Annotated in this window: 3 protein-coding genes; 1 reads left to right on the top strand and 2 read right to left on the bottom strand. The window is 49.0% G+C overall.

Annotation, left to right across the window (positions count from 1 at the left end):
- The first annotated feature begins 77 nt into the window (after positions 1-77).
- Positions 78-881, top strand: a complete 804-nt coding sequence (locus CFII64_RS29005; protein WP_020290789.1) for a hypothetical protein — start codon at positions 78-80, stop codon at positions 879-881.
- 52 nt (positions 882-933) lie between these two features.
- Here CFII64_RS29005 and CFII64_RS10700 read toward each other — a convergent pair whose 3' ends face one another.
- Positions 934-1,794 carry a hypothetical protein gene (locus tag CFII64_RS10700; protein WP_020290788.1) on the bottom strand — a complete coding sequence of 287 codons (861 nt, stop codon included), beginning with the start codon at positions 1,792-1,794 and terminating at the stop codon, positions 934-936.
- A gap of 128 nt (positions 1,795-1,922) precedes the next feature.
- Positions 1,923-2,129: hypothetical protein (locus tag CFII64_RS30140; protein WP_218187601.1), on the bottom strand; the 207-nt coding region annotated here is incomplete at its 5' end.

Here is a 2,129-nt window from a genome sequence, read left to right as displayed (position 1 = left end):
CCTTGCTATAAAGTCAGGTCAGATACTTTTCATTATTGCCGTTAACCAAAGGACAACGGTCGATATGGGAGAGTGTTATGAATATATATCTACAAAGCCTGCCACCTGATGGTCGTCCATTGGGGCTCGGTCACGTCGTCCGTCCAGGTCTGAATTATTGGCAGGCACTGACTATTCGCTATGAAGAATTGGTTGCGGCGGGGAAGATGGATGATAAGTTTCAAGCAATGTATGACACCAGAATGGCAATCGAGGGAATCGTCTACCGAATTGACGAGTCTAATCATGTCGATATTAAGTCAGGTGAAGAAAAGCTCGTGGAAAGCTACTGGGTTGCGCGTGAGCGGGGGCTTGAGTGGTATGAAGATAATGCACTTAGCGAGTTGCGCAGTTATGATGTCGATCTTTTGATGCATTTGAATTTCAGGGCCCAGCTAAAGCTCGATGACATGCAGCTTGAGTTTGACGAATTCAAACAGCAGCTAGCGGTTTCTCTTCCTGAGCTGGTGGGCAAGAATTTTGGATTCACGGTCAATGAACATGGCAGTTTGGGAATAACCTCGCCCGATGGCGCTTTGACCGAACGAGAAATAGAGCAACTGAATGCGTGGATCAACGATAGAGACAGGTTAAAGGAGTTGACCTTCGATCATGCCAAACTGGTGACCTATATTCTGAAACATGATCCTCGATTAGGTGTTGATGACTCATTGGTAACCCTGGCAAATATTCATCAATTCATCAACTATGGGGTCCTTCTGCAGACCGGCGCGACCCGCCCCGGTAACGGCAATTCGTGGATTGAACAGTTGCAGAAAAATGTGCGAGAAATGACGCGGGAGCAGAAGGCGGATAGGGAGAGTGAGGACAACCATAGCTAGGTGTAAACCTTGGGCCCAAGTGCCTGCGTCAAGCACTTGGGCCCAAGAGCAATTAATGGCGCAGGTGTTTTTTGCAGATATGACCAAACTCACTGTCTATCGTGCCAGGATTCCAGTTGTGGCCAGTGGCGGCCTCTTCCAGGTCGGCAATTATTCGATGCCGATTGAATTCAAGGTGCCAGAAATAGTTGAACGGCCCCATCATTTGCCAGAATGGAGGGGACGTTCTGTGGCCCTGGCAACCTGGCAGTGAGATCGTCTCGTTCCCCCTGCCGTCGGCCTTGGTAAAAATTATTGTTTTGTCAATTCTTGGCACAATAGTGATATCGAGGCTCGCCATTGCACCCTCGACCGGATGCCCGGTCGAATCCTGAATATGTATCGACCAGTCCACCGTATGGAAGGCCTGGAAAATCCCGGCGTACAGCGGTATTCCTTTGGCATCCGTGATAATCAGATCGGTACTTGCCCGATAGGGTGCAGAGCCGAATCTGAATTTATACTTGCCACCGGCTATTCCTCCATCACGTTTAGAGGCTCGAATCTGGATCTCCTGGCCGGGCTGAGTACCTTCGATGATATAAATGCCTTCGTCGGGCATGGCCACCCATTTGTCATTTATCTTGCATTCAATGATCAGGTTACTCGACCGTTTCATTCCTCTGAACATGAGGTTTTGTCCGCGCAGTGCGGTAAAGGTGTAGTTCTTCTCTGCCGTGGCGCTATCGAGTGTTTCATCAATCTCAGTAACTTTGTCCCCCAAAACGGTTGGTTGGGGCAGAGACGGCCCATTTTGAACTGTTGCGTCCGTAGTCAGACCGGTCACTGCGTATACAGGCGCGGAAAAAATACCTGTCAGAGCCATAGCCGCCACGAGCGGTAGGAGGTAACTATTTATAGTCGATTGTTTCATTGTCAAATCCTTTTTTGTTATCGGTTCCACTGTCGAGGCATAGAAGTACCCAACCGTGGAGGCCGTAAAATATCGTTGATTAAATTAAACGCAGATGCGCGAAGGGGCACCCGGTGGTCAGCTGTTTATCAACTGACAGCCCGGACGTAATCACTGGTAGGAAGGGTTGTCAATGCGTCGTTCAAAAATAAAAGAATCGTATAAACTACAGATGTAGGACGCATCTTTTGTAGGATAAAACTGGCGGCTACCCAACGGGCGGGTGCACTAACGCCGCTTTTCCCGGCGTGGCTGATTGGCGGTTTTTTTGTTGTAGCCGATTTCGTACAAATCGC

Source organism: Pseudomonas sp. CFII64 (assembly GCF_000416235.1).
Lineage (GTDB): Bacteria > Pseudomonadota > Gammaproteobacteria > Pseudomonadales > Pseudomonadaceae > Aquipseudomonas.
Note: the sequence above shows the minus strand (reverse complement) of the source record. Positions and strands in the feature narration are given on the sequence as shown.

Bases quoted from the DNA above. Each gene is read 5' to 3' on its own strand.
- CFII64_RS29005 (WP_020290789.1), top strand. From the start codon at position 78: ATGAATATATATCTACAAAGCCTGCCACCTGATGGTCGTCCATTGGGG.
- CFII64_RS10700 (WP_020290788.1), bottom strand. From the start codon at position 1,794: ATGAAACAATCGACTATAAATAGTTACCTCCTACCGCTCGTGGCGGCT.